Annotated in this window: 18 protein-coding genes; 9 read left to right on the top strand and 9 right to left on the bottom strand. The window is 60.8% G+C overall.

Annotation, left to right across the window (positions count from 1 at the left end):
* The first annotated feature begins 13 nt into the window (after nucleotides 1-13).
* The 9 genes from gyrB to LJE98_RS11460 all read left to right on the top strand — a co-directional run bounded on the left by gyrB (nucleotide 14) and on the right by LJE98_RS11460 (nucleotide 10,850).
* On the top strand, nucleotides 14-2,449 hold the full coding sequence (gyrB, locus tag LJE98_RS11420; protein WP_229575335.1) for a DNA topoisomerase (ATP-hydrolyzing) subunit B: 2,436 nt from the start codon (nucleotides 14-16) through the stop codon (nucleotides 2,447-2,449).
* Nucleotides 2,450-3,001: 552 nt separating this feature from the next.
* A complete protein-coding gene (locus tag LJE98_RS11425; RefSeq protein WP_229575336.1) occupies nucleotides 3,002-4,285 on the top strand; it encodes a polyhydroxyalkanoate depolymerase in 1,284 nt (427 codons plus the stop codon).
* Nucleotides 4,286-4,429: 144 nt separating this feature from the next.
* A complete protein-coding gene (locus LJE98_RS11430) occupies nucleotides 4,430-4,861 on the top strand; it encodes a DUF2852 domain-containing protein (protein WP_229575337.1) in 432 nt (143 codons plus the stop codon).
* Between the two features lie 96 nt (nucleotides 4,862-4,957).
* Nucleotides 4,958-5,716, top strand: coding sequence for a M48 family metallopeptidase (locus LJE98_RS11435; RefSeq protein WP_229575338.1), 759 nt, complete (start codon nucleotides 4,958-4,960; stop codon nucleotides 5,714-5,716).
* A gap of 72 nt (nucleotides 5,717-5,788) precedes the next feature.
* The gene (locus tag LJE98_RS11440) at nucleotides 5,789-6,463 is read left to right on the top strand and encodes a phosphoribosylanthranilate isomerase (protein WP_229575339.1); all 675 of its coding nucleotides are present in this window, start codon (nucleotides 5,789-5,791) and stop codon (nucleotides 6,461-6,463) included.
* Complete coding sequence (gene trpB / locus LJE98_RS11445; protein WP_229575340.1) at nucleotides 6,460-7,680, top strand: tryptophan synthase subunit beta; 1,221 nt, start codon at nucleotides 6,460-6,462, stop codon at nucleotides 7,678-7,680. Before LJE98_RS11440 ends, trpB begins: the two co-directional genes overlap by 4 nt.
* Before the next feature lie 2 nt (nucleotides 7,681-7,682).
* Nucleotides 7,683-8,522, top strand: a complete 840-nt coding sequence (gene trpA / locus LJE98_RS11450) for a tryptophan synthase subunit alpha (protein WP_229575341.1) — start codon at nucleotides 7,683-7,685, stop codon at nucleotides 8,520-8,522.
* A gap of 38 nt (nucleotides 8,523-8,560) precedes the next feature.
* A complete protein-coding gene (gene accD / locus LJE98_RS11455) occupies nucleotides 8,561-9,469 on the top strand; it encodes an acetyl-CoA carboxylase, carboxyltransferase subunit beta (protein ID WP_229575342.1) in 909 nt (302 codons plus the stop codon).
* A gap of 40 nt (nucleotides 9,470-9,509) precedes the next feature.
* Nucleotides 9,510-10,850: a bifunctional folylpolyglutamate synthase/dihydrofolate synthase gene (locus LJE98_RS11460; RefSeq protein ID WP_229575343.1), complete on the top strand. Its 1,341-nt coding sequence runs from the start codon at nucleotides 9,510-9,512 to the stop codon at nucleotides 10,848-10,850.
* 51 nt (nucleotides 10,851-10,901) lie between these two features.
* Here LJE98_RS11460 and trxA read toward each other — a convergent pair whose 3' ends face one another.
* The 9 genes from trxA to LJE98_RS11505 form a co-directional block, all read right to left on the bottom strand.
* Nucleotides 10,902-11,222, bottom strand: a complete 321-nt coding sequence (trxA, locus tag LJE98_RS11465) for a thioredoxin (protein WP_136560009.1) — start codon at nucleotides 11,220-11,222, stop codon at nucleotides 10,902-10,904.
* A 75-nt stretch (nucleotides 11,223-11,297) separates the two neighbouring features.
* Nucleotides 11,298-14,855 carry a double-strand break repair helicase AddA gene (gene addA, locus LJE98_RS11470; RefSeq protein WP_229575344.1) on the bottom strand — a complete coding sequence of 1,186 codons (3,558 nt, stop codon included), beginning with the start codon at nucleotides 14,853-14,855 and terminating at the stop codon, nucleotides 11,298-11,300.
* Nucleotides 14,848-18,036, bottom strand: coding sequence for a double-strand break repair protein AddB (gene addB / locus LJE98_RS11475; protein ID WP_420710140.1), 3,189 nt, complete (start codon nucleotides 18,034-18,036; stop codon nucleotides 14,848-14,850). The genes addA and addB overlap by 8 nt, the downstream gene beginning before the upstream one ends.
* 1 nt (nucleotide 18,037) lies before the next feature.
* Entirely contained in the window at nucleotides 18,038-18,772 is a 735-nt protein-coding gene (locus LJE98_RS11480; RefSeq protein WP_229575345.1) for a nucleotidyltransferase family protein, read from the bottom strand.
* 5 nt (nucleotides 18,773-18,777) lie between these two features.
* Complete coding sequence (gene tsaE / locus LJE98_RS11485; protein WP_229575346.1) at nucleotides 18,778-20,307, bottom strand: tRNA (adenosine(37)-N6)-threonylcarbamoyltransferase complex ATPase subunit type 1 TsaE; 1,530 nt, start codon at nucleotides 20,305-20,307, stop codon at nucleotides 18,778-18,780.
* Nucleotides 20,304-22,847, bottom strand: a complete 2,544-nt coding sequence (locus LJE98_RS11490; RefSeq protein ID WP_229575347.1) for a PAS domain-containing sensor histidine kinase — start codon at nucleotides 22,845-22,847, stop codon at nucleotides 20,304-20,306. The genes tsaE and LJE98_RS11490 overlap by 4 nt, the downstream gene beginning before the upstream one ends.
* Nucleotides 22,848-23,087: 240 nt before the next feature.
* Entirely contained in the window at nucleotides 23,088-24,485 is a 1,398-nt protein-coding gene (gene ahcY / locus LJE98_RS11495) for an adenosylhomocysteinase (protein WP_229575348.1), read from the bottom strand.
* Between the two features lie 161 nt (nucleotides 24,486-24,646).
* Nucleotides 24,647-24,925 (bottom strand): HPr family phosphocarrier protein, encoded by a 279-nt coding sequence (locus tag LJE98_RS11500; RefSeq protein WP_267499010.1) that lies wholly within the window; start codon nucleotides 24,923-24,925, stop codon nucleotides 24,647-24,649.
* Between the two features lie 4 nt (nucleotides 24,926-24,929).
* Nucleotides 24,930-25,331, bottom strand: coding sequence for a PTS sugar transporter subunit IIA (locus LJE98_RS11505; RefSeq protein ID WP_148164974.1), 402 nt, complete (start codon nucleotides 25,329-25,331; stop codon nucleotides 24,930-24,932).
* Nucleotides 25,332-25,375 lie beyond the last annotated feature (44 nt).

Here is a 25,375-nt window from a genome sequence, read left to right on the forward strand (position 1 = left end):
GAAAGATTGCTGAATGACCGACTTGCCGATCGCGGAAAATGATGGACCGGCCGAATACGGCGCGGACTCGATCAAGGTTCTGAAGGGACTGGATGCCGTCCGCAAGCGCCCCGGCATGTATATTGGTGATACGGACGACGGCTCTGGTCTGCATCACATGGTCTACGAAGTCGTCGACAATGCGATCGACGAGGCTCTGGCCGGTCATGCCGACATCGTCACCGTGACGCTGAATGCTGACGGCTCGGTTACGGTGACCGATAATGGGCGCGGCATTCCGACGGACATTCATACCGGCGAAGGCGTATCTGCGGCAGAAGTCATCATGACGCAGCTCCATGCCGGCGGCAAATTCGACCAGAACTCCTACAAGGTCTCCGGCGGTCTGCACGGCGTTGGTGTCTCGGTCGTCAATGCGCTTTCGGTCAAGCTCAATTTGAAGATCCGTCGCAACAACAAGCTGCACGAGATCACCTTCACCCATGGCGTGGCCGATGGGCCACTGAAGGTGATCGGCGAATATGAAGGTCGCTCGGGAACGGAAGTGACCTTCCTTCCCAGCACCGAGACCTTCACCAATGTCGATTTCGACTATGGAACGCTCGAGCATCGCCTGCGCGAACTCGCCTTCCTGAATTCTGGCGTTCGGATCCTTTTGACCGACAAGCGCAAGTCGGACATCCGTCAGGAAGAAATGCTGTACGACGGCGGTTTGGAAGCCTTCGTGCGTTATCTCGACCGCTCCAAGAAGCCGCTCGTCGACAAGCCGGTTGCCATCAGGGGCGAGAAGGACGGCATCACTGTCGAAGTCGCCATGTGGTGGAACGACAGCTATCACGAGAATGTCCTTTGCTTCACCAACAACATTCCCCAGCGCGACGGCGGCACGCATATGGCCGGGTTTCGTGGCGCGCTGACCCGTCAGGTCACTTCCTATGCCGATAGTTCAGGCATCACGAAAAAGGAAAAGGTCTCGCTGCAGGGCGAAGACTGCCGCGAAGGCCTGACGGCTGTTCTGTCGGTCAAGGTTCCCGATCCGAAATTCTCGTCCCAGACCAAGGACAAGCTTGTTTCGTCAGAAGTTCGCCCTGTTGTTGAAAACCTCGTGAATGAGGCCCTTAGCACCTGGTTCGAGGAGCATCCGACCGAGGCCAAGATCCTCGTCGGCAAGGTCGTCGAGGCAGCTGTGGCCCGTGAAGCCGCGCGCAAGGCTCGTGAACTCACGCGCCGCAAGGGCGCTCTGGACATCGCCTCACTGCCAGGCAAATTGGCGGACTGCTCCGAACGTGATCCGGCCAAGTCCGAACTGTTCCTCGTCGAGGGTGATTCGGCAGGTGGTTCCGCAAAGCAGGGCCGTTCTCGCGAAAACCAGGCAATCCTGCCGCTGCGAGGCAAAATCCTGAACGTTGAGCGCGCGCGCTTTGACAAGATGCTGTCGAGCCAGGAAATTGGCACGCTGATCACCGCATTGGGCACATCGATCGGCAAGGACGAATTCAACGCCGACAAGCTGCGCTATCACAAAATCATCATCATGACCGATGCTGACGTGGATGGCGCCCATATCAGAACCCTGCTGCTGACCTTCTTCTTCCGCCAGATGCCGGAATTGATCGAGCGCGGCCATCTCTACATCGCACAGCCGCCGCTCTACAAGGTAGCTCGCGGCAAGTCCGTTCAGTACCTGAAGGACGAAAAGGCGCTGGAAGATTACCTGATCACAATGGGTCTCGAGGAAGCCACGCTGACGCTTGCCAGTGGCGAGGTGCGCGCTGGGCCGGACCTGCGAGACGTGATCCAGGATGCGCTGCGTCTGCGCTCGCTGATCGACGGCCTGCACTCCCGTTATAGCCGCAATGTCATCGAACAGGCGGCTATCGCCGGCGCTCTCAATCCGGAGCTGACCGGAAACCGCGAGCAGGCCGAGGCTACTGCAGCTCTGGTCGCAAGCCGTCTCGACATGATTGCCGAAGAGACCGAGCGCGGCTGGCAGGGTTTCGTCACCGACGAAGGCGGTCTTCGCTTCGAGCGCGTAGTCCGTGGTGTCAAGGAAGTGGCATCCGTCGACGTGGCGTTGATAGGTTCCGCCGATGCGCGCCACATGGACCAGATGTCCGCGCGTCTGCGCGAGATCTATTCCGAACCGCCGGTGCTGACCCGCAAGGATGGCCGCAGCGAGATGTCGGGCCCGCGTGCGCTGCTGGACTCCATTTTCGCCACGGGCCGGAAGGGCCTTTCCATGCAGCGATACAAGGGTCTGGGCGAAATGAACGCCGAGCAGCTCTGGGAAACCACGCTCGACCCGAATGTTCGCTCACTGCTGCAGGTCAAGGTCAACGACGCGACCGATGCAGACGGTTTGTTCTCGCGCCTGATGGGCGACGAAGTCGAGCCGCGTCGTGATTTCATTCAGGAAAACGCGCTGAGCGTTGCCAATCTCGACATCTGATCCGATTTTACCTCGAATAAAAGAGGGCCGCGTCTGGTGACGCGGCCCTTTCTTTATGAAGTGGCATTTCCGCCGTCATGGTTAACGTGATTCACGTGAAACGATGAATTTGTAAGTCTGGAAGTGGACCCCGAAGGCGATCCCGGGCAGCGGTTTGCGAGCGTTCGGAGTTTCCCTGGGACGCAGACGCTGCCGACGAAGGCACGTGGTGAGCATCGATCGAGGAAGATCGGCTCGACACTGTATTCGGCTGTCGGTGGTTCTGGCGGTGATGATGTTCCTTGAAGCGCGTCTTTGGAACAACGTCTGGGCACAGACACAAGATCGCAAGCCTCGGAAAGGCCAGGGCCTGCAAGATCGGGCGAGCGCTGTGATGACAGATTAATTCAGTGCTGAGGGTGGAACCTTAAGCCTTGTTGGCCATCATCATAGGCAGTCAACTGACATCAGGCTGTTGGTCAAGGAGAAATCCGAGCTTTTGCAATGCACAAAGTCTGTTAGTCTAGCGAATGAACGCAGACCAATTTGGTCTGAGGCAGAGGTACCAACTTCATGTTCTATCAGCTCTACGAACTGAACCACGCTTTCATGGCACCATTCCGGGCCAGCGCCGACGCGATGAATCTTGCCTGGAAGAACCCTTTGAATCCGTGGTCGCATACCGTCGTCGGGCGTACCTTTTCCGCCGGTTTCGAAGTCTTCGAGCGTGTGACGCGCCGCTACGGCAAGCCGGCTTTCGGTTTGCCGACGACCACAGTCGATGGCGAGAGTGTCACGGTCGAGGAAGAAATCGTCTGGCGCAAGCCCTTCTGCGATCTGATCCATTTCAAGCGTCACCTGCCGGCCGGCGCAGACAAAGGCCCGCGGATTCTCATCGTGGCGCCGATGTCGGGCCACTATGCCACCTTGTTGCGCGGTACCGTGGAAGCCTTGCTCCCGAACGCCGACGTCTACATCAGCGACTGGATCGATGCTCGCATGGTGCCGGTCACCGAAGGCGACTTCGACCTCGATGATTACATCGATTACGTCATCGACATGCTTCACCACCTCGGACCGGACACGCATGTCGTCGCCGTGTGTCAGCCCTCGGTGCCGGTTCTGGCTGCTGTCGCGGTGATGGAAGCCGAAGGTGACACCTGTGCTCCGGCCTCGATGACGCTCATGGGTGGGCCCATCGACACCCGTATCAATCCGACTGCCGTCAATCAGTTGGCACAGGACAAGCCGCTCGAATGGTTCCGCGACAATGTCATCATGCAGGTGCCGTGGCCGCAGCCGGGGGTCATGCGAAACGTCTATCCGGGCTTCCTGCAACTTTCGGGCTTCATGTCGATGAACCTTGACAGGCACATGATCGCCCACAAGGAGTTCTATATGCATCTCGTCAAGAATGACGGGGACTCCGCGGAAAAACATCGCGACTTCTACGACGAATACCTGGCGGTCATGGATCTGACGGCGGAATTCTATCTGCAGACTGTCGATACCGTCTTCATCAAGCATTCCTTGCCGAAGGGTGAGATGATGCATCGGGGGAAGCGCATCGATACCACCGCCATCCGCAACGTTGCTCTGCTGACGGTGGAAGGCGAGAACGACGACATTTCGGGTCTTGGACAGACGAAGGCGGCGCAGACGATCTGCACGAACATTCCCGAGCATATGCGGATGCACTACATGCAGCCGGATGTTGGTCACTATGGCGTCTTCAACGGCTCGCGTTTCCGCCGTGAAATCGCGCCGCGCATTGTCCAGTTCGCCACGACCCACGGCAAGAGCCTGAAGGCAACGACGCCGGTGAAACGCGTCATCAAGGGTGGCAAGTCTCTCTGATACTTTCGATGTTTCGAATTTAAGTAGCGGATTCAGTCGGTTCTCCGATTGAATCCGCTTTTTTCTTGAAGGGCAGGGCTTCATTTCCCACATCGAATCCATCGGACGGCATTCCGCTGTCCGCGGAAAACGAGGTTATCGAAGATGAACCAGTCAGCACTGCTTCGGCCGGATTGGACTCCGGCAACCGTCGCCTTGATGGTGCTCGGCTTCATGGTTTTCTGGCCGCTCGGTCTGGCCATGCTTGCCTACATCCTGTTCGGTGAGAAGTTCCAGAACTTCAAGCGGGAGGCCAATCAGAAGGCCGATAGCGCTTTCACCTGGTGCCGCTCCAACAGCTACACCGCCCCCAGCTCGACCGGCAATGTCGCCTTTGACGACTGGCGCAAGGCAGAACTCGGGCGTCTTGATGAAGAACGTCGCCGTCTCGACGAGATGCGCGCCGAATTCGACAACTACGCCCGCGAGCTTCGTCGGGCGAAGGACCAGGAAGAATTCGACCGTTTCATGCGTGACCGCCAGCAGATGAAGACTGCGGGCGAATCCGGTCCGACTCAGGGCTTCACCGGCAACTGACGCGACGGATGCGCAAATGATGAGTTCGAGGTCGGCGCTGTTGCGCCGGCCTTTTTTGTAGCGGCCAGAGACCACGAATCGGCTAGAACACGCATCATGTTTCCCCTGCTCAAGAAGCTGAGACCGCAGAAAGCCCCGGCAATCCAGCTGGACCGCGCAATTGCCGTGGATGGACGATCCATTCCGCTGACCATTCGCAAGAACAGCCGCGCAACCCGCATCACGCTCAGGATCGAACCGGGTGGCCGTGCGCTGAAGATGACCATACCGCCCGGATTGCGTGAAAAGGACATCGACGACTTCCTAGATCGGCATCAGGGCTGGCTCAGTACGAAGCTCAAGCGGCAGAAACCGGCTGGTAGTATCGAGGATGGCGGCGAGATCCTCCTGCGCGGTGTGCCCCACCGGATCGTTCATACGGGACAATTGCGCGGCCTCACACAGTCGATCGACAGCGAGATTGGTCATGTGCTTAGCGTCAGTGGTCTTGAAGATCACCTCTCGCGGCGTGTTGCCGATTTCCTGAAGAAGGAAGCACGCCGCGATCTGGAGCGATTGGTTGAACATCATGCCAGGAATGTCGGCAAGCCGGTTAAGAGCATGACCCTCAAGGACACCCGCAGCCGCTGGGGTTCGTGCTCCTGGGATGGCAAGCTCAGCTTTTCCTGGCGCATCGTCATGGCGCCGCCCATTGTAATCGACTATCTCGCCGCTCACGAAGTTGCGCACCTGCGCGAGATGAACCATGGTCCGGCCTTCTGGGCGCTCTGCCGCAAACTCTGCCCCGAAATGGACGAGGCCAAGGCCTGGCTGAAGCGTCATGGTTCAGCATTGCATGCAATCGACTTTTCCTGAGTGATCCGCGACCATTCAGCCTTTGTCGCAAATTGGCTCGACTCTTTTTTGATTTCGTGCGACTTCGCTGCCATGAGACCCGATATCAAGATCTGCGGACTGAGGACGCCGGAGGCGGTCGATCGCGCGGCCGAGCGCGGCGCGAGCCACATCGGCTTCATATTTTTTGACAAAAGCCCGCGCAACATCGAGCCCGATATCGCAGGTGTGCTCGCCGACCGGGTTCGCGGTCGTGTCAAGAATGTTGCCGTCACGGTCGATGCCGACAATGACGATCTCGACGAGATCATCGCGTTGATGCGCCCTGATATCCTTCAGTTCCATGGCCACGAAAGCCCGGAACGCCTGTTGACCGTGAAAGCCGTGACCGGGCTTCCGATCATGAAGGCATTTTCCATCCGCGATGCCGATGACCTGAGGCGTATCGAGCCCTATATAGGGATTGCCGATCGTTTTCTCTTCGATGCAAAGCCGCCTGCCGGATCAGATTTGCCGGGCGGCAATGGTGTTACTTTCGATTGGCGCCTGCTGCGTTCGCTTGACGACAGCGTGGAATACATGCTTTCCGGGGGGCTCAACAAGGCCAACATCGCGGAAGCGCTTCGGGAAACCGGAGCGCGGGCCATCGATGTATCCTCGGGCGTCGAATCCGCGCCAGGCATCAAGGATCTGCAGATGATGGACGAGTTTTTTGCGGCCGTTGCCGAAGCAAGTCGTGCGCAGCCGGTTTCAGGGAGTGTCAAGTGAACCAGTCACCCAAACCCAATTCCTTCCGTGAAGGTCCCGACGAAGACGGCCGTTTTGGCATCTTCGGTGGCCGCTTCGTTGCCGAGACGTTGATGCCGCTGATCCTCGACCTGCAGGCAGAATGGGAAAAGGCGAAGACGGATCCGGAATTCCAGGCCGAGCTGGCGCATCTCAACACCCATTACACCGGTCGTCCGAGCCCGCTTTATTTCGCCGAACGGCTGACGGAAGAACTCGGCGGCGCGAAGATCTACTTCAAGCGCGATGAGCTGAACCACACCGGTTCGCACAAGATCAACAATTGCCTCGGCCAGATCCTGCTTGCCAAGCGCATGGGCAAGACCCGGATCATCGCGGAAACCGGCGCTGGCCAGCACGGTGTGGCCTCGGCCACGGTTGCGGCCCGCTTCGGCATCCCTTGCGTCGTCTACATGGGCGCAACCGACGTCGAGCGCCAGGCGCCGAATGTCTTCCGCATGAAGCTTCTGGGCGCCGAGGTAAAGCCGGTGACGGCGGGCCACGGCACACTCAAGGACGCCATGAACGAGGCGCTGCGCGACTGGGTGACCAATGTCGACGACACCTATTACATGATCGGTACCGCAGCCGGACCACATCCCTACCCGGAGATGGTTCGCGATTTCCAGTCGATCATCGGGCGCGAGACGCGCGAGCAGATGCTCGCAGCCGAAGGCCGCCTGCCGGATATGCTGGTTGCCGCTGTCGGCGGTGGTTCGAACGCAATCGGGCTGTTCCACCCCTTCCTCGACGACGAGAGTGTCCGCATCGTCGGTGTGGAAGCCGGGGGCAAGGGTCTCGAGGGTGAGGAGCACTGCGCCTCGCTGACAGCAGGATCTCCGGGCGTTCTGCACGGCAACCGCACCTATCTGCTGCAGGATGGCGATGGCCAGATCAAGGAAGGTCACTCGATCTCTGCTGGCCTGGATTATCCGGGTATCGGTCCGGAGCATTCCTGGCTGAAGGATCTGGGACGCGTCGAATACGTGCCGATCAGGGACGACGAGGCGCTCGCCGCCTTCCAGCTTCTGACGCGCACCGAAGGCATCATCCCGGCGCTCGAGCCGAGCCACGCTCTGGCCGAAGTCATCAAGCGCGCGCCTGACATGGACAAGGACCAGATCATCGTGATGAACCTCTGCGGCCGCGGCGACAAGGACATCTTCACTGTCGGCAAGATTCTCGGTATGGGGCTCTGATCATGACTGCGCGTATGGACCAACGTTTCGCTGCCTTGAAGGCAGAAGGCCGACCGGCACTCGTCACCTATTTCATGGGCGGCGATCCGGACTATGACACGTCACTTGCGATCATGAAGGCCCTGCCGGAAGCCGGCGCCGACGTCATCGAACTTGGCATGCCATTCTCCGATCCGATGGCAGATGGCCCGGCAATCCAGCTCGCCGGCCAGCGTGCACTGAAGGCCGGCCAGACCCTCGTGCGCACACTCGATCTCGCGCGCGAATTCCGCAAGACGGACAATGAAACGCCGATCGTGATGATGGGCTACTACAACCCGATCTACGTCTATGGCGTCGAGCGTTTCCTCGATGATGCACTGGCTGCCGGGATCGACGGCCTGATCGTTGTCGACCTGCCGCCGGAAATGGATGACGAACTCTGCATTCCGGCCCGCAGCCGCGACATCAATTTTGTCCGTCTGGCGACACCGACCACGGACGACAAGCGCCTGCCGACCGTTCTTCAGAACACCTCGGGCTTTGTCTATTATGTCTCGATGAACGGCATCACCGGCTCGTCGCTGCCGGATCCCTCGCGCGTCGCCGGCGCCGTCCAGCGGATCAAGGCTCACACCGACCTGCCGATCTGCGTCGGTTTTGGCGTCAAGACCGCCGAGCATGCGCGCCTGATCGGCGCCAATGCCGATGGCGTCGTGGTCGGGACCGCGATCGTCAATCAGGTTGCCACCAATCTCACAGCCGATGGAAAGGCGACGGCGGACACGGTTCAGGCTGTCGTCACCCTGGTGCGCGGTCTGGCAAGCGGGGTGCGCTCAGCGCGCCTTGCTGCCGCCGAATAAGCACCCCATATGGGCCCGAAACATCAGGAGTAAGCCGCGTGAACTGGATCACCAACTATGTGCGCCCGCGCATCAATTCCATGCTGGGTCGCCGCGAAGTTCCGGAAAACCTCTGGATCAAGTGCCCGGAAACGGGCGAGATGGTCTTCCACAAGGATCTGGAAGAGAACAAATGGGTCATCCCGGCCTCCGGCTATCACATGAAGATGCCGGCCAAGGCCCGCCTGACCGATCTCTTCGATGGTGGAAAGTATGAGGCACTGCCGCAGCCGAAGGTGGCGCAGGATCCTCTGAAGTTCCGCGATTCCAAAAAATACACGGATCGCCTGAGAGACAGTCGTATCAAGACCGACCAGGAAGACACGATCGTTGCAGGCGTCGGCAGCGTGCAGGGTCTGAAGCTCGTCGCCGTCGTCCACGAATTCAACTTCATGGGCGGCTCGCTCGGCATCGCCGCCGGCGAAGCGATCGTGAAGGCCTTCGAGCGCGCCATCAAGGAAGAGTGCCCGCTGGTCATGTTCCCGGCTTCGGGTGGGGCGCGCATGCAGGAAGGCATCCTTTCCCTCATGCAGCTGCCGCGCACGACCGTGGCTGTCGACATGCTCAAGGAAGCCGGCCAGCCCTATATCGTCGTTCTGACAAACCCGACCACCGGCGGCGTCACTGCCTCCTATGCGATGCTGGGCGATCTTCACATCGCCGAACCTGGCGCTGAGATCTGCTTTGCCGGCAAGCGCGTTATCGAGCAGACGATCCGCGAGAAGCTTCCGGAAGGCTTCCAGACGTCGGAATATCTCCTCGAGCACGGCATGGTCGACTTGGTCGTCAAGCGCCATGACATTCCCGACACGCTCGCGCGGGTTCTGAAGATCATGACCAAGCGCCCGGCCGAAGACATCACCGTGCCCGCCGCGGTGGAGAAGCCGGCTGAGAAGGCCTCGGCCTGATCTGCGTGTTCTGTGAGGCCGCGGCAGCGGAACGAATGTGATGACAGCCCCCATCGTCAGCCTGGCCGACGCCGAGATCGAAAAGCTCATGGGGCTGCACCCCAAAGGCTATGATCTTTCGCTCGACCGCATCCTCCGCCTTCTCGAAGTGCTGGGCAATCCGCACATGAAGCTGCCGCCGGTCATTCATGTGGCCGGGACCAATGGCAAGGGCTCAGCCACTGCCTTCTGCAGGGCGCTTCTCGAAGCTCAGGGACTTTCCGTCCACGTTCACACGTCGCCACATCTGGTGCGCTGGCACGAGCGCTATCGCATCGGGGTCAAGGGTGGCCGCGGACAGATCGTCGACGATGCTCTGTTCGCCGATGCGCTCCGCCGCGTCGCCGAAGCCAACGGCGGCAAACCGATCACCGTTTTCGAGATTTTGACGGCAGTAACGTTCATTCTCTTTTCCGAGCAGCCAGCCGACGTTGCTGTTATCGAGGTCGGTCTTGGTGGCCGCTTCGATGCAACGAATGTGGTCGAAAACCCGGCGGTCTCGATCATCCAGCCAATCTCGCTCGATCATCAGGCTTATCTCGGTGACCGTGTCGAGCTGATCGCCGCCGAAAAGGCGGGCATCATGAAGCGGGGTGTGCCGGTGGTGATCGGCCATCAGGAGTTCGATGGAGCCAAGGATGTGCTGATCGGCACCGCCGAGCGCCTCGGCTGTCCGCTCACCGTCTTTGCCCAGGATTTTCTCGCTTATGAGGAATTTGGTCGGCTCGTCTATCAGGACGAGTTCGGCCTGATGGACCTGCCACTGCCGCGGCTTCCAGGTCGTCACCAGATCGGCAATGCCGCAACTGCCATTCGCGCCGTGAAGGCAGCCGGCTATCCGGTGACGGAAGAGGTCGCCGAAAAGGCCATGCTGTCGGTCGAATGGCCGGGCCGCCTGCAAAGGCTGACCGAAGGTCGTCTGGTGGAAAGGGCGCCGTCCGGGTCCGAGATCTGGCTCGATGGTGGCCACAACCCAGGGGCTGGTGAGGTGATCGCGGAAGCCATGGTCTCCATGGAAGAGCGTCAGGCAAGGCCGCTGTGTCTGGTGATCGGCATGATCAACACCAAGGATCCAATCGGCTACCTGCGCGCCTTCGTCGATATTGCGCACAACGTCTACACAGTGCCGATCCTCGGCTCGGATGTGGGGCTTGATCCCGTAGCCTTGGCCCAATCCGCTGCCGAGGCGGGTTTGAAGGCTTTGCCCATGAGTTCCGTGGGCGAAGCGCTCGATGCAATCCGGCAAAAGATGGAGGGATCGGTCCCTCCGCGCATCATGATTGGCGGCTCACTTTATCTCGCGGGCAATGTGCTGGCGGAGAATGGCACCGTCCCGGCATGAAAAAAGCCCGGCGAAGACCGGGCTTTTTCTTTTGTTACAATGGCTTGGAACTCAGGCGGCGCCAGCGATCCAGCTGGACAGCGCAGTCTTCGGTGCAGCACCGACCTTGATGTCCGCCACTTCGCCACCCTTGAAAACAGCAAGCGTCGGGATCGAGCGAACGCCGAACTGTGCGGCCAGTTCCGGGTTTTCGTCGATGTTGAGCTTGACGATCTTCACCTTGCCAGCGAGTTCGTTGGAGATTTCTTCGAGGCTCGGGGCAATCATCTTGCACGGGCCGCACCATTCGGCCCAGAAATCCACGACGACAGGTTCGGAAGCGTTGAGAACCTCGGCCTGGAAATTGGACTTGTCGACTTTAACGGTAGCCATGGGGCTCTCCCTTCATAAACACGGATTTGACAAGATATGTGATGCCGCACGGCAGCAATTTCAATATGCGGTATCTCACGATGTCTCGAGGTCGGCAAGAGACCGCTGGAGCAAGTCCTCGTCGGGGCGGATCAGGCTGCCGTTTTCGGTATAGATCAGCCAGCATTCCACCTCTTTACCCGGATAGAGCGGCTGCAGGATTTCACGGTAAATCGCGAGCTGAACCCGATGGGAGAGCGGTGACCGGTCGGCATCCGAGGGCGGATTCCGGTTCGTCTTGTAGTCGGCGATAATGACCCTGTCAGAAAGCACGGCCATTCGGTCGATCCGGCCCGACACCGCGCGAAGCTCCCCTTTGAGCCGCATCGTGCCCATGACCGAAACCTCTGCCCTGCTGCCTGGGCCGAAGAGTGGAGCAAGGTTCTCGTCCTCCAGAACAGACATGACTGTCGAAACGAGCTTCTCGCGCTGCTCGGCCGGCCAGAACCGCGCGGCCCGTTCCGCATAGCGCGTTGCGGCCTCCCGCTTTTCTATTACTGTAACTCCGGGGAGGTTCTGCAACATCCGATGAATGAGCCGCCCGCGCTGCAGGGCAAGATCGGCTTTTTCCTCGGTTGCAAACAGTGCGGACGCCGTCACCGCATCCTCGTCGTCATCCACCACGATGCTGCCCGCACCTGAGGGACTGAGCGGCCTCGGCAGGCTGACCGGTGGTGGGAGCGACTTTCCGAGGGCCGACGGCAGGCTGTGCTTTTCTTCGGTCTCGGCAATCGGGTCGACCAGCGGCAAATCTCGCTCAGCCTCCCCGAGCGACCACCGCAATCCGCTCCAGCTGCCGTCAGGACCATGAAACTCAGCGGGCCGCGAACGGCCCTCATCCGCGCCGAGCGCGCGGGAGATCATTTTGTGCCAGATCTCGCCCGTGTCCTGCACCCCGCGATAGCCGCCCACAATCAGGCGGTCGGCAGCCCGGGTCATCGCGACATAGAGCAGGCGACGATACTCTTCCTCGGCCTGATCCTTGCGCCTTTCCAGATCGCTTGCGGAGATCGAGTTGCCGAGCGCCTTGGTCGGAACCCAGATCGGTAGCGGGACCGATTGAGACGTTTCGAGGATCCTGAGTTTCGCGACATGATTGGAGTTGAACGGCTTTGAGCCCCCGTCGATCAGAAAGACGATGGGTGCTTCCAGACCCTTGGAGGCGTGCACCGTCATGATGCGGACTTCGTTGCGTTCCTTGTCCTGCTCGCGTTTGACCTCTGGCGCTTCCATTTCGAGCGTCGATACGAACGACTGCAGGCCGGGCAGCCCGCTGGTCTCGAAGGACAGGGCAAAGGTCAGGAATTCGTCGAGAATGTCGCTGACTTCGGAGCCGAGGCGGCCCAGATAACACCGTCTGCCACCATGGACGCTCAGAACACGTGCATAGAAATCATGGACCGAATGCTGCCGCGACTGATCGAGGAACAGGCCGAGCAGGTGATGCGTCTTTCGCCAGGCGCCGTCGGTCTCTGCGCGCTCGGTCAGTCTTGCCCAGAGGCTCTGGGCTTCCGGCCGCTCGGCCGCGAGATCCATCAATGCCTCTTCGCTGTGGTTGAAGAGGGGACTTTTCAGCAAGGAAGCGAGCGAGAGGTCGTCGCCGGGAAGCAGAAGGAAGCGCCCGAGCGCCAACATGTCCTGGACCGCAATGTGACTCGTCAACTTTAGGCGGTCGGCGCCTGCAACGGGAATGTTGTGCGGACGCTTGAGGGCGCGGGTCAGCGCATTGACGAACCCGTCGCGCTTGCGCACGAGAACCAGAATGTCGCCGGGGCGGATCAGCCGCTTCTGGCCCTTTTCGATGATCGTCTCTCGTGCCACGATCTGGCTGATATGGTATGCAACGCGGCGGGCGAGAATGGCGGAGGGCGCACTCTCCGGCGTCGCGTCGAAGGGAGTGGTCCAGTCTTCGTCCTTCTCCTGCTTTTCAGCCACGATCATGTCCCAGACGTCGACCGTCCCGGGATGCCCGATCCGGCTCGACTGGTGCACGACCGCATCGCCCCCGGCGCTCAGGCCCCGGCTGTTTTCCGCAAAGCTGAAGACCTGATCGACGGCCGCCAGCACCGACTGCGTCGAGCGGAAGGAGAGCGGTAGACGCACCGTGTTGAAGTTCTGCCCGCTCTCGGCCACGGCCTGTGCGGTCTGGCGTGCTTCCTGCGAGAACTGCTCCGGCCGGGCGCCCTGAAAGGAGTAGATCGACTGCTTCTCATCGCCCACTGCAAAGAAGGTGCGGATGCCGGGCCGGGCACCGAGGCCGGTGAAGAAGTCTTCCCTGAGGGACCGAATGACGTCCCATTGCACCGGGCTCGTATCCTGCGCCTCGTCGACGAGGATGTGGTCTAAGCCCTGGTCCAGCTTGTAATGCACCCAGGCGCCGACATCGCCCCGCGTCAGGAGCCGGGCGGTGCGAACGATCAGATCCTCGAAATCGAGCTGCGAGCGCCGCTTCTTCAGCTCCTCGTAGTCCCAGTCGAGACGAAAGGCGAGGGCGAGAGCTGAGCGCGTCGCTTCGTACATCCTGAAGATCCGCAGCCGATCGCGCATGGCAACGACATGATCCCGCGCTTCAATCACAGCATCCTTGAGGTCAGGGGCGGCCTTGGTCATGGCAGCCGCGATCAGCGAACTGTCGGCCTTCGGCGCCTCCTGGCCAGTCAGGAAGGCCTGGTCCAGCAGTCTTGCCCGCTCCACCCCATCCGTTTCCACGAGCGCCTTCTCCAGCACCTCCGCTACCGCGCGCACTTTCTCGCCGCCCTTTTCGAGAGCGAGCTGGATATAGCGGCTGAAATTGCCGCCCGACAGACCGGCGAGGGGCCAGTAGTTTTCCGCGCGACTGGCCTCGCTTTCCAGCGGGCCGATGTCGAGCCCTGTGCGTAGAGCGGCGTCCAGACCGCCAGCCAGTTCCGCACGCTGTCTGAAGGCGCGGATCGCATGCCGATTGGCCACGGTGTCGGAGATCAGCGCTTCAAGCCCACTTTCGTCGGCGATGCTGAGGACTTGCGAGAAGGCTTCCGCCAGAACTGCGTCATTCTCCGTCGAGGTCGCTGTCAGCAGCGATCGACGTGCTTCGGCGAGCACGGTCACTGCCGCTCTGTCGTCGAGCACGTTGAAATGGCCGGCGACATTCGCTTCCAGCGGAAACTGGTGGAGCAGGGCTTCGCAAAAGGCATGAATCGTCTGGATCTTCAGACCACCAGGCGTTTCCAGTGCCTTGGCAAAGAGCCGCCGTGCAGCCGCAAGTGTCGCCCGGTCGGGCTCCTTCTGCTCGATGGCGGTGATGCGCTTCGCGAGCTCCGCATCGTCCAGCGTCGCCCATTCGGCAAGCCGCTCGAACACGCGGTTCGACATTTCAGACGCAGCCGCCTTGGTATAGGTCAGGCACAGGATAGAGGAGGGGCGGGCACCGGCGAGCAGCAGCCGGATCACGCGCTGTGTCAAGACATGCGTCTTGCCCGAACCTGCATTGGCGGACACCCAGGCAGATTGGCCGGGATGCGAGGCACGTGACTGGGCAAGTGTCGTCCAGCCAAGCCAGGTAGCCGGATCGCTGCCCGTGGGAAGCGCATCCAGGGAAAATTGCAGGTCACTCATCCCCGGCTCCTTCTTCGGCTTCCGCCGTCGACCACTCCGCGACACGCGCAAGATGGTCGTATTCGCCGCCGTAGCTGTTCTGTTCCGCCGGGATGAGACGGGACACATAACCGCGCTCGCCGCTTTGCAGTGCCTGAACGAACCGACCGAGTTCATCGACGGATTGCGTTGCAAGCTCGAGAGCCGATTTCTTGCTGTCGCCGCGCGTGGCCATCTCGTTGTTCACCTGGTCTGTCGAAAAGCGGTCGCCGGGCCGCAGTCGCACGTAAACGAGGTTAAGGGGTTTCACGTCACCGGCCGGCTTGAAGGCGCCTTCGAGAAGGGCCGCTGCCTCCAGTGCCAATTGTGGGTCGAGCAGGCTGCGCGCCTGGTTGGCGCTTGGATTGAGGCCGGTCTTGTAGTCGATGATGTCGGCGAATCCACCCCCTCGTATGTCGATGCGGTCTGCAATGCCGCTGATGGTGATGTCGATCGGACGCAGCAACACATTGCCCCGCACCTCCGTCAGCGATCGCCGGATTTCCGGTCGGCGCTGTCGCTCCCAGGTGAGGAAGGCCGAGGCGACGCTGTAGAAACGTTGCCGCCAGACGATATCGATATGAAGGGGCAGGGCCTCGGCAAGGAATTCCTCGTCGGTGATCCGGTGGAGGATCTCCAGAGCGTCGAGACGATCGGGGTCATGTCCCTCGCGGATGAAGCGCTCAACGATCCGATGATAGAGTGTTCCGCGTTCGGCCGCACCCGGATCCTGATTGAAGGTGTCGATCTGATCGAGGCGCAGGATCCGCCTCGCATAAATGGCATAAGGGTCGCGCCTGAACCGCCCGACTTCGGAAAAACTGAAGGAACGCGGCTGCAGATCGACACGCGGGCGCGGTGCCGGTCGCTGCGCCGGAGCCTGGCTCTCCCCCTGGTCGATCAGGTCGGCGTAGCGACGATAGATCTGACCACGCTCTCTCATGGCGTCTTCAAGCAACGTTCCGCCGAGCGCCATCAGGCGCTGCAGCCAGCGGGAGGCGACCGTCGGCGCGGACCCCTGGCGAAGCGCACGTGAGAAAATCAGGTTCCGGGTGCCACAAGCCATCTGAAAATCATGAGCCACCTGGCCGATCTGCCGCTCCGGCGGTTCAAGCCCGACTTCAGTCTTCATCACGCGTGAGAGGAAGGGATTGTTCTTGGTCTGGCCGGGCCAACTGCCTTCGTTCATACCGCCAATCACCATCATGTCGACATTCTGCAGGCGCGCTTCCAGCGTGCCGAAGATGAAGACACGCGGATGCCGCATGGCCCGCGGCTTGACCGCCTGTCCTGCCATTAGCGCAGTGAGGATGTCGACCCATTGCGCCCCGTCTGCCTCGATCTGGCCATCCGTCTCCAGAACGTCCGCGAGAAGCCGGGCAAGTGCCTCGCCCGCCGCATCGCCCCAGAGACCTGCGAGATCCGCGCGCTCGTCAATGGTGACGGATTCCAGCACGCGTCCTGTGCGTTCTGCCCAGTCGCTGAGGGTGAGCCTTTGCGAGAGGATGTGGCCATCGCGCGACCGCACAAGCGATGAGACCAGCGGTTCGACCGCCGCCGTCACGCGTTTGGCAAGTTCTCGCGCAAGGTCGATCTCCTCGGGGCTGATCGCGATACGCCACTGCGGCTTGTGGCGGTCTGCAAGATGCAGTTCAAGCCCGCCTGCGAACAGCGGCTCCATCTCCGCGAGATCGAGAGTTGCCAGCCCACCACGCAGCGCGATCCGTTCCAATGTGTCAGCGGCCTTGCGCATGTCTTCGGCGGCGAAGCCGAAGCGCGCAAGCGGATGCTTGATCAGGGACACGATTGCCACAGGATCGCCCGGACGCAGGCATGCCTCGGCGACCACCTGGGTCAACATCGCCGCTTGTGTTCCGGTCATCGGCGTACCCGCCGAATCATCCGCCTCGATTCCGAATCGCGCAAGTTCGGACATCACGCGGCGCGCCAGTGCGCGATCGGGTGTGATCAGCGCCACGCGACTTTCGGGATTGTCCGAAGCCTGCTCCAGGCCTAGACGAAGGGCGATCGCGATGGCGGTTGCCTCCTCGCGCTCGTTCGCCGTCTCGATGAGCGCAACATCGCGGAAAGCGTTGAGTACTCGGTGATCATCCATACCCCCGCGCCAGGCTTTCCAAGTGTCTGTCGCCTCCGCAGGCGCCATGGCACGAGACAGGAACTCGGCTCGATCTCTGAGGGCTTGCATTGCGGGTTCGAGCACCTGGACATCAGCGCGCTCGAGCTTCATGTGGCGAAGCAGATGCGCAAGGCCATATTGCGGATGCCCCCGTACGGCCGGGCTCTGTCGCATCAGAGAGATATCCCGATCGTTCAGCTTTTCCCAGTCGTCGTCCGGCATGTCGAGATCGAGCCCCGGCAGCACCACGACGCCGTGGTCGAGTTCGGCAATTGCGGCGATCAACTCGGCTGCAGCCGGGATCGAGCCGGTCGAACCCGCAACGATGACCGGGCCATCTGCACCTTGTCTGCGGAAACGCTCTGCCTCGGCCCTGAGCACGGCATCGCGATGGCGGGCCGGAGAGGATCGCACCAGTTCCTCCAGGCGCGCCGGCCAGAAACTGGTCGCGATCTTGAGAAACTCCAGCGTCAATTGCCACCAGGACCCAAAGTCTGCGGATTGAAGTTTATCTAGGTCACTCCAGTCACATCCCTCCGTCTCTGCAGCTTCGATCAGCTCGACGAGCGCACGGGCCAGCCAGACGGCATCGGCCGGGCTGGCGGGCGCGACGAGCGGCGTGTCGGCATGGATCGACCGCACGATGTCAGGCAACTGGTTGCGCCATGCGAGGATCAGGCGCGCCAGCTCCAGAAGCATGACGGTCCCGCTGACGGGCGGTGCGAGATCCATGAGAGAGGGAGCATTGAGATCGAAGAAGCCGCTGTCGTCGTCGGTTTCTCCGAGTGTCCGGATATCGGGCAGAATGGCAGCGCGGCCGCCCAGCAGGTCCACGAATTCCGAGCGCAGGACGCGGGCCGCCCGTCGGGTCGGCACGAGTAGTGTCACCGCAGCCAGCGCCAGGGGATCATCCGGATCGTAGCGGAAGCCGTCGGTGAGACGTCCGTCGAGCAGTGCCTCCGTCAGTGTCCTGAGAAAGGGCCGGCCCGGAGGGATTGTCAGCAGACGCGGCGCCTTTGCCATCATCTCAGGCGCTCCTGACGTATCGGGCGACCACAGCTTCAGCAGGCGCGATCGCATCAGGCGTCCCGACGGTGAGCCACTGACCCTTGAGGCCTGAGCCGTACAGGCGACCGGCGGCAATCGCACGATCGAAATAGATGTTGAGGTTGAAGGGACCCTTGGGCGCGTCGTCGAGCATATGCGGCATCAGCACCAGTGCCCCGGCATACACGACCGGATTCGCGGCCCCGGGGACATGGCGGGTGAGCCGACCATCTTGCGCCATCGAAAAATCGTTCTTGCCGTTGTGACCCGTGGTCTGGTCCTGTTCGACGCAGAGCATCGACATGTCCATGCGAGAGGCATCGAACTGTTTCGCAAGCCTGGAAAGGTTGTCCGGCTCACCGTCCGGTTCGCCGACCCAGAAGAGGTCGGCATTCATCACCAGAGCAGGCTGATCCTGGTCGAGCAATTTGAGCCCTTTCGCCAGGCCGCCGCCGGAGTCCATCAGCCGGTCGCGTTCGTCCGAGATCCTGATCTCGACGCGCTTTTCCTTTGCCAGATGCGTTTCCATCTGGTCGGCATGATGGTGGACATTGACCACGATCGTCCTCACCCCGGCGGCAATCAGCGCGTCGAGCACATAATCGATCATCGGCTTTCCACCGATGCGGACCAGCGGTTTCGGCATCGTCTCTGTAATGGGGCGCATCCGCGTACCGAGTCCGGCCGCCAGCACCATGGCTTGCTTGATGATCATCTCTTTCAGGCCGGTGATTCGGGAAGTTCGATTCCAGCCTCTATGCACCAGTTCCGCAAGGGGGCGAGGACCGGATGTTCGAAAGCCACCGCGAGATGCCAGAGCGTGCGGGGAAGATGGCGCATGTAGCCGGGCTTTGCGTCTCGATCCCTGAGACGCACCCAGAGCCCGTTCAGCTTGCAGGCCCGCTGCGCAGACATGATCGCCCAGCTTTTCAGGAAGGAGGCTTCATCGAAGCCCGATATCCTTGCTCGCGCAGAAAGATAATCGGCCATCAATAGATCCATGAGGGGGCGCTCGATTGTGACCCGCGCATCCTGGACCAGCGAGACCACATCATAGGCCGCCGGCCCGATCATGGCATCCTGGAAGTCGATCAATCCGACCCTGTCATGCCCCTCGCGATCCCCCCGCCAGAGGATGTTCGGCGAATGGAAATCGCGGAGCACGATCGATGTGTCGGCATTCGCCAGCTCGTCGATCAGATGATCCCATATGTCGAGATAGCGTTCGCGCTCTGCCGTCGAGACCGCCTGGCCATCGCGTTTCCAGGGGAGGTGCCAGTCCAGCAGCAACTCGACCTCGAATTTCATCGCAGCGCGATCAAAGTCCGGGATGATGTGGTGGTGCCCGCCGGGGATGATGATCTCGCGCTCGAAGGGCGTATCATGAATGGCGGCAAGACAGGCGGCGCTGGCACGGTACCGTTCGGCAATCGGTTTGCCGAGATCGTCCAGAATGCCCTCTTCTCCGAGGTCTTCCAACAGAAGCAGTCCGGCATCGAGTTCCTGCGCCAGCACTGCGGGAGCTGCAAAACCCCGCTCCCTGAGCGCCTGTCCGATCGCGACAAAGGGCCGGACATCTTCTGCCAGATGCACCAACTGCGAATAGGGCTTGCCATCACGGATTGGCGGACCATTCGGCCGCTTTGGGGCATCCATCAGCACAAGCCGCGTGGTCCCGTTGGCCGGATAGACTGACTCATAGGCACGGTTGGATGCGTCACCGGTGAGGTGGCGCCTGTGCATGCCGATGTAACCGTTGTCCTCGAGAAATCGGCGGATGTCCATCACACGCCGCAGCCGGGCAAGTTTCGCTTCCGGTGCCTGGATTGTCAGATTGCGCCCACCGTCCGGAGCGAATTGAAATGTGATCCCGACATGGTTCTTCGGCAGCGCGCGGCCCGCCTTGTCGGGCCATTCGATCAGGCAGATGCCGTCTGCCAGTGCCTCGTCAAGACCCAGCTCGTCGAGCTCGCTTGGGTCAGACAGCCGGTAGAGATCGAAATGCGCGACGCGGATGCTGAGGTTGTAGTTCTGGACAAGAGTGAAGGTCGGACTCGGAACCTCCAATTCCGGGTCCCCCGCGATGGCTCGGATCAAGGCGCGGCTCAGCGTGGATTTCCCGGCGCCGAGATCACCCTCCAGGGCGATGCAGTCGCCGACTTGGAGGGCGAGAAGCAAGTCCTCGCCGAACAGTGCGGTGGCACGGTCGTCGGCGAGGTGGATTGTAAGCGGGGTGGCCTCGGCGCTCATTCGGCGGCGGCGATCAACTGCGGTAGACTGGCAGAGGGAATTCGGCAATAGACCGTCGTCCCGTTTCCGGGCTCGCTTTCGATCTTGACGTCGCCATTGTGCAGATTGACGAAGCTTTGCACGATCGAAAGGCCAAGGCCTGGCCCGCTCCGCTTGCCGCCCCTTGCGCTTGTCGAGAAGCGGTCGAAGGCCGAGGAGACGAGATCCGCGCTCATGCCGCAGCCGCTGTCGCGGACCGAAAAGACGAAGTCATCGGCTTCTCTCCAGCACTTCATCGAGACAACCGAGCCTTCGGGGGCGTAGTTCACGGCATTGGTGAGGATCTTGATGAGGATCTGCTTCAACCGCTGCCGGTCGGCAATCATATTGCCGAGCTGCGCCGGAGCGGCGATCTCCAGCGTCACGCCGCCCTCCTGCAGACGGTCGGTCATCTGCATCGAGACATCATCGAGAAGGTCACTAAGATCGATTTCAGAATAGTCGAGCTGCATGATGCCGGCATCGACCGTTGCGAGATCGAGAATGTCGTTGACGATGGTCAGGAGCACCGAAGACGAGGTCGAGATATGGTCGATGTATTCGGCCTGACGCTCGTTGAGCGGGCCGATTGTCGGGGTCTTGAGCAGATCGGTGAAGCCGATAATGTTGGTGAGAGGCGAGCGCAATTCGTAGGAGACGTGCTGGACGAAATCGTTCTTCAGCTCGTCGGCCTTCTGCAGCGCCTCGTTTTTCTCCTTGAGTGCCCGCTCCGCACGAACACTGTCCGTCATGTTGACGAAGGTCAGCATGGTCTGCGCATTCGGCAGCGGCGTTACGGCGTAATCGAGCACGAGGCCCGAATAGAGTTCCAGCGTGCCCTGGCTCGAAGGTCGCTCGTCCTCGAAGCTCGTGATCATCTTGCCGAAGGCCTTCCAGCCATCAGGCTTGTCATAGGACGGGCCGCAGGCCGCTTCGAGCAGGCGTATATGCGTCCCGAAGGCGGCCTGCGCCTCGGTGATACCCCAGAGCGCGCGGAAGGCGGGGTTGGAGAGCTGGATCCGGCCATCGGGCCCGAAAACGGCCACGCCTTCCGACAGATGGTCGATGGTTTCGCCTTGTACCTGGACCAGCGTGTTGTAGCGGGTTTCCAGATTGACCTGCTCTGTGAGGTTTTCGAAGACCCAGGTCGCGCCGCCCTGCGGGTGCGCAGATGCAATCACGCGAAGCGTCTGTCCGTTTGGCAGATGCCAGAGATCCGTCTGGGTCTCCAGCGCGCGATAGACCGAGAGGCAGTTTTCCTTCCACGCTTTCCAGCTCAGCTGTTCCGGCAGCTTGTGCGCTGCCCGAAGCCGGTCGAGCAGTTCGGCATGATCGGGCCGGCTTTCGAGGAATTTGGCTTCGAGGCCCCAAAGCTGCTGGAAGGCCTGGTTGTAGAACTGCAGGCTGCGGTCGGCGTCGAAGATCGCGACCGGCGTGGCCAGATGGTCCAGCGTATCGGCATGGCTCTTGAGCGTTCGGGTGAGTTCTTCCCGAAGGGTCTCGGCCGAGGAGACATCGATCGCCATGCCGCAGGAACCCGTCGGGCCACGAACATCGACCACGTCGAAGTAGGTGCGCGCGCCGCGCACCGCCGTCGAGACCGTGTCGTGGAACGGCGATTCCGGGGTTGCCGACGCCTTGATCTTCTCGCGGGTCAGGGTGCCCAAGATCTCGCGTCCTTCCTGAACCGCCAGTTGGGGCGAGGAAGCCTCGGCGGCATCGCTGTAGGCCTGGTTGACCCAGACGAGACGACCTTCGGCATCTCTTTGCCAGACCGGCTGTTCGATCGAATCAAGCAGCGACTCGAAGGTCGCAATCGAGCTCCGGAGCCGATTTCGTTCAATCTTCAGCTCGGCGAGTTCCGCCCGCAGGTTGTCGAGAGCAACGAAGTGGGCATAGGCGCGGCCGCCATAGAGATTGCCTTGGACATCGAGCACTTCGCCGCGCTGGGTCTCCACCACCAGCTCGAAGGATTTGGCATGCAGGCGCAAAGCTTCGATGGCGCGTTCGACCTCGGTTGCTGACTGCGGTTTCAACCATCGCCCGAATGCCAGGAAATCTGGATCCTGCTGTGGGGCACCCGTTTCGGCGGGAAGCTGGCCGAGCAGTTCTGCCTTGCCGTTGTGGCCTTCCCAGATCACGGTGCGCCGGTTCTTGTCGGCAATAAGGGTCTGGTAGCGGGAAATCTTGTACTGGCTGTCGGAATAGGCGGAGCGCAGTTCGCGGACCTCGACGTCGAGCCTGTTGCGCTGCCGAAGGAGCACTGCGGCGAAGATGAGGGAAGCGGAAATCGTGCCCAAAAGCACCGCATAACCCGCCACATCGATGCTGTCGAAGGCAGGGACTGGTGCGCCGGCAGATTGTGCAAGAACGATTCCAGGGGCGAGGAAGCCGGCAAGGGCGCTGCCGCAGGTCAACAAGCGTCGCATTGCTGCCACGGCGGGACGCTGTGCCACTTTACGCAGCACACTCGTCGTCAGGTCTGTAGCTGGCCGCCAGAGGCTTGGAGAACCGGCCGTCATAGCCGTATCCCGCTGACGCGGGGCTCGTTGATGTACCGACATTTTCGGTCTGTCTCCGTCTTATTATGTGCCGCATCGTCGACAAGACATCCGTATCCGCGGACCGCTCGTGCAGTTCACGAATCAAGTCCAAAAACAATACCTTCGATGGATAGGGTCGGGAAGGCCGGGCCCCAAAAAAGAAAGCGGCGCCCTTGTCAAGGCGCCGCCTACTAGATGTAGATATTATCCAGCTATAATTTAATAGCGATAGTGTTCAGACTTGAACGGACCCTGTGCCGTGACGCCGATATAGGCCGCCTGTTCGTCGGAAAGCTGTGTCAGCTTCACGCCGAGCTTCTCGAGATGCAGACGAGCGACCTTTTCGTCGAGGTGCTTTGGCAGGACGTAGACGCCCGGCTTGTATTCATCCTTCTTCGTAAACAGCTCGATCTGGCCAAGAACCTGGTTCGTGAATGAGGCCGACATGACGAAGGACGGATGTCCCGTCGCGTTGCCGAGGTTCAGAAGGCGGCCTTCCGAAAGCAGGATCATGCGGTTGCCCTTCGGGAACTCGATCATGTCGACCTGCGGCTTGATGTTCGTCCACTTCAGGTTCTTCAGCGATGCGACCTGGATCTCGTTGTCGAAGTGGCCGATGTTGCCGACGATCGCCATGTCCTTCATCTCGCGCATGTGCTCGATGCGGATGACGTCCTTGTTGCCGGTGGTGGTGATGAAGATGTCGGCCGAGGAAACGACGTCCTCGAGCGTGACCACTTCAAAGCCGTCCATGGCGGCCTGCAGGGCGCAGATCGGATCGACTTCCGTCACCTTCACGCGGGCGCCAGCGCCGCGGAGCGATGCGGCCGAACCCTTGCCGACGTCACCATAACCGCAAACAACGGCGACCTTGCCGGCCATCATCACGTCGGTGCCGCGGCGAATGCCGTCGACCAGCGATTCCTTGCAGCCATACTTGTTGTCGAACTTCGACTTTGTGACGGAATCGTTGACGTTGATCGCCGGGAAGGGAAGAAGGCCCTTCTTGGCGAGTTCGTACAGACGATGAACGCCGGTCGTCGTTTCTTCGGTCACGCCCTGGATGGCGTCGCGCTGCTTGGTGAACCAGCCGGGCGTTGCAGCCAGGCGCTTCTTGATCTGCGCGACCAGGATTTCTTCCTCTTCCGACTGCGGATTGGAAAGAACGTCCTCGCCAGCTTCGGCGCGGGCGCCGAGCAGGATGTACATGGTGGCATCGCCGCCGTCATCGAGGATCATGTTGGACAGGCCGCCATCGGTCCACTGGAAGATCTTGTCGGTATACTCCCAGTAGTCCGTGAGCGATTCGCCCTTGATCGCGAAGACCGGAATGCCGGCGGCAGCGATGGCAGCCGCCGCATGGTCCTGGGTCGAGAAGATGTTGCAGGATGCCCAGCGCACTTCGGCGCCGAGAGCGACGAGCGTCTCGATCAGCACGGCGGTCTGGATGGTCATGTGCAGCGAACCGGTAATGCGCGCACCCTTCAGCGGCTGGCTGACGCCGAATTCTTCACGGCAGGCCATGAGGCCCGGCATTTCGGTTTCGGCGATGCTGATTTCCTTGCGGCCGAAATCGGCAAGACCGATATCTGCGATCACGTAATCATGTTTGCTCATGGGATTCTCCGGCTGGATGCGACCCGATCCGCATTTGATGCGGATGGTTTGACTGGCTCTCCCGCAGATTTGTCTGCGGGGCTTGTCTCGTCTTCTAGCAGGGAAAGGCATCGGACGCAATCTGACATAAAGAAGTCTTTATGTCTTTATGTCGCGATGCTTTACATCTCTTCACCGAAGCGATCGGCGACGAGCGTCGCGAGCGCTTCCATCACATCGTGTGCCTGGTTGCCCGAAGCAGAGACGGAGATCGAGCAGCCGGGACTCGCGGCGAGCATCATCAGCCCCATGATGGAAGTGCCGCCCACGGTCGTGCCATCTTTGGATACGCTGACCTTTGCATCGAACCCGCTTACCGTCTGGACGAATTTCGCGGAGGCTCGGGCATGCAGGCCGCGCTTGTTGATGATCAGGAGATCGCGCGAGATCGGATCAATCATGACGTCACTTACCACTGAGAACACGGCTTGCGACATTGATATATTTGCGCCCGGCCTCCGAGGCTTCGATGAGGGAGCGGTCCATGTCATTGTCGCCGCGGACACCGGCAAGCTTGATCAGCATGGGCAGGTTCACGCCGGCGATCACTTCGATCCGACCCGTGTTCATGACTGATATGGCGAGGTTCGAGGGCGTGCCTCCGAACATGTCGGTCAGGATGATCACGCCGTGACCATCATCGGCACGCAGCACGGCATCAAGAATATCCTGGCGACGCTGGTCCATATCGTCTTCGGGGCCGATGGAAACGGTCTCGATACATTTCTGTGGGCCTACGACATGTTCCACCGCATGGTGGAACTCTTCAGCCAGCTTGCCATGTGTGACAAGCACAAGTCCGATCATTCTCAACTGCCTCTTAGCGTATCTCTCGCCAAATAGCTCAAGAT

It is taken from the genome of Rhizobium sp. 'Codium 1', assembly GCF_020889605.1.
Lineage (GTDB): Bacteria > Pseudomonadota > Alphaproteobacteria > Rhizobiales > Rhizobiaceae > Allorhizobium > Allorhizobium algae.

What these genes read in the sequence shown, in the direction of transcription:
- addB (WP_420710140.1), bottom strand. Translation starts at nt 18,036, where the DNA reads ATGATGGCAAAGGCGCCGCGTCTGCTGACAATCCCTCCGGGCCGGCCC.
- LJE98_RS11430 (WP_229575337.1), top strand. Translation starts at nt 4,430, where the DNA reads ATGAACCAGTCAGCACTGCTTCGGCCGGATTGGACTCCGGCAACCGTC.
- LJE98_RS11435 (WP_229575338.1), top strand. Translation starts at nt 4,958, where the DNA reads ATGTTTCCCCTGCTCAAGAAGCTGAGACCGCAGAAAGCCCCGGCAATC.
- trxA (WP_136560009.1), bottom strand. Translation starts at nt 11,222, where the DNA reads ATGGCTACCGTTAAAGTCGACAAGTCCAATTTCCAGGCCGAGGTTCTC.
- LJE98_RS11505 (WP_148164974.1), bottom strand. Translation starts at nt 25,331, where the DNA reads ATGATCGGACTTGTGCTTGTCACACATGGCAAGCTGGCTGAAGAGTTC.
- ahcY (WP_229575348.1), bottom strand. Translation starts at nt 24,485, where the DNA reads ATGAGCAAACATGATTACGTGATCGCAGATATCGGTCTTGCCGATTTC.
- trpA (WP_229575341.1), top strand. Translation starts at nt 7,683, where the DNA reads ATGACTGCGCGTATGGACCAACGTTTCGCTGCCTTGAAGGCAGAAGGC.
- LJE98_RS11500 (WP_267499010.1), bottom strand. Translation starts at nt 24,925, where the DNA reads ATGATTGATCCGATCTCGCGCGATCTCCTGATCATCAACAAGCGCGGC.
- LJE98_RS11490 (WP_229575347.1), bottom strand. Translation starts at nt 22,847, where the DNA reads ATGACGGCCGGTTCTCCAAGCCTCTGGCGGCCAGCTACAGACCTGACG.
- LJE98_RS11425 (WP_229575336.1), top strand. Translation starts at nt 3,002, where the DNA reads ATGTTCTATCAGCTCTACGAACTGAACCACGCTTTCATGGCACCATTC.
- addA (WP_229575344.1), bottom strand. Translation starts at nt 14,855, where the DNA reads ATGAGTGACCTGCAATTTTCCCTGGATGCGCTTCCCACGGGCAGCGAT.
- LJE98_RS11460 (WP_229575343.1), top strand. Translation starts at nt 9,510, where the DNA reads ATGACAGCCCCCATCGTCAGCCTGGCCGACGCCGAGATCGAAAAGCTC.
- LJE98_RS11440 (WP_229575339.1), top strand. Translation starts at nt 5,789, where the DNA reads ATGAGACCCGATATCAAGATCTGCGGACTGAGGACGCCGGAGGCGGTC.
- gyrB (WP_229575335.1), top strand. Translation starts at nt 14, where the DNA reads ATGACCGACTTGCCGATCGCGGAAAATGATGGACCGGCCGAATACGGC.
- LJE98_RS11480 (WP_229575345.1), bottom strand. Translation starts at nt 18,772, where the DNA reads ATGATCATCAAGCAAGCCATGGTGCTGGCGGCCGGACTCGGTACGCGG.
- tsaE (WP_229575346.1), bottom strand. Translation starts at nt 20,307, where the DNA reads ATGAGCGCCGAGGCCACCCCGCTTACAATCCACCTCGCCGACGACCGT.